1 protein-coding gene and 1 tRNA gene are annotated in these 1,654 nt (G+C 36.1%); one reads left to right on the top strand and one right to left on the bottom strand.

Annotation, left to right across the window (positions count from 1 at the left end; genetic code table 11):
• Positions 1-12: 12 nt before the first annotated feature.
• Entirely contained in the window at positions 13-915 is a 903-nt protein-coding gene (locus tag FNW52_RS21355) for a recombinase family protein (protein ID WP_143379337.1), read from the top strand.
• Here FNW52_RS21355 and FNW52_RS20565 read toward each other — a convergent pair.
• A tRNA-Val gene (locus FNW52_RS20565) sits at positions 872-949 on the bottom strand. The two genes, FNW52_RS21355 and FNW52_RS20565, sit on opposite strands and share 44 nt — an antisense overlap.
• Positions 950-1,654: the final 705 nt, after the last annotated feature.

The following is a 1,654-nucleotide window of genomic DNA, read 5'->3' as shown; positions in this document are numbered from 1 at the left end:
AATAGCTTTTGGTTGGCTGTACGCAATCCGCTTTACTGTGGAAAAATATTCGTTCCTCAATACAAAGACGAGGAAAGCCAATTTGTCAAAGGACAACATGAAGCTATTATTTCAGAAAACTTATTTTATAGCGTACAGGATGTACTTGATGGTCGTAGCAGGTCGAGCCGTCCAAAAGTAGAAACTATTGTAGAACTTCCGCTTCGTGGTTTTCTGATATGTCCTAAATGTTCAAAAATCCTATCAGGGAGCAAATCTAAAGGGCGCAACAGATATTATGCCTATTACCATTGTTTTGGAGGTTGCACACATCGTTTCAGAGCAGAGCCAGCGACTGAAATGTTTATAAGTGAATTAAAAAAATACAGAGTGCGTCCTGAGTATAAACAGCTTTACACAATCTTAATAACAGAAGCCTATACAGAGCAAACTAAAGGCGTACAGGAAGAAAAAAGACAAATAATTGCTCAGTTAAAAGATTATGAAAGTAGGCTTTCTAATGCGAGGGATTTACTTGCGACAAATCAAATCGATGCATCGGATTACAGAGATATGAAATCGGATTATGGTGGTATGGTAACTAGGCTCGAAGCAAAGCTGTCTACAATAAGCAGCAATAAAGAAGATATCGAAGGACTACTTAACGCAGGGATTGACAATCTATTAAGACTGAATGTTGTGTGCAACGAAACAACATTTGTAGAGTGCAGGGATCTAATTGGTTCAATCTATCCCGAAAATCTGACATTCGACGGAATTGAATTTCGAACCACAAGAATCAACGAAGCGGTACGGCTTATATATCTGATTAACAGCGAATTAGATACAAATAAAAAAGGGACAAAGAAGAATTTTTCTTCCTTGTCCCTTATGGTGGGCGATGAGGGGTTCGAACCCCCGACCCCCTCGGTGTAAACGAGGTGCTCTGAACCAGCTGAGCTAATCGCCCTATTTTCGCAGCTTAACAAGTTTCGTTGTCGTCATTGCGTGTGCAAATATAAGCTAGTTTTTCGTTTATACAAAACATTTTCAAAGAAATTTTTCTTTTTATTTCATCAAAGCATATACATCTCTAGTAACTAACATCTTAATAATTAAAATAAAATCGAACATAATCCAATACCCTATCAAAAAAAAGAAGCCTAACTAACTCCTTCAACTAAAAAAAAGAGAAACCACACTATAAATTTACAGTCGATAGAAATAATAAACCTAGTTGAATTCAAAATTATAGCTTTCCTACTCTAATTACAGCCATTACTTAGCCTGATTAATTCCTAGAATACAACTATAACAAAATAAAGCTCGCTATATTCAACTAATGTTTTGCTATAATTTACCCAAAAGCAACTTCAAACCGATATTTAAGACACTAACTCACTTACAATAAAAGCAATTCTAACTAAACACAAGAGCAAGAGTAAGCATATTTCTCCATCTCACAAACTACTCTTAAAGACATTTACACTACCTTACAAGCAAGAAAAAGCCAATATATAGAATTTCATTAATCTCTAATATACTTCCCATTTGGGCATAAGCACAAGCAGTATCGTTATTTCAGGACGGGACATTTCTAAAACAAAAAAACCCCGTTTCGTAAGAAACGGGGTTTTCAAAAGAAAGGCGACGACATACTCTCCCACATAACTGC

Origin of the sequence: Flavobacterium sp. ZT3R18 (genome assembly GCF_007097385.1) — a bacterium.
Taxonomy (GTDB): domain Bacteria; phylum Bacteroidota; class Bacteroidia; order Flavobacteriales; family Flavobacteriaceae; genus Flavobacterium.
Note: the sequence above shows the minus strand (reverse complement) of the source record. Positions and strands in the feature narration are given on the sequence as shown.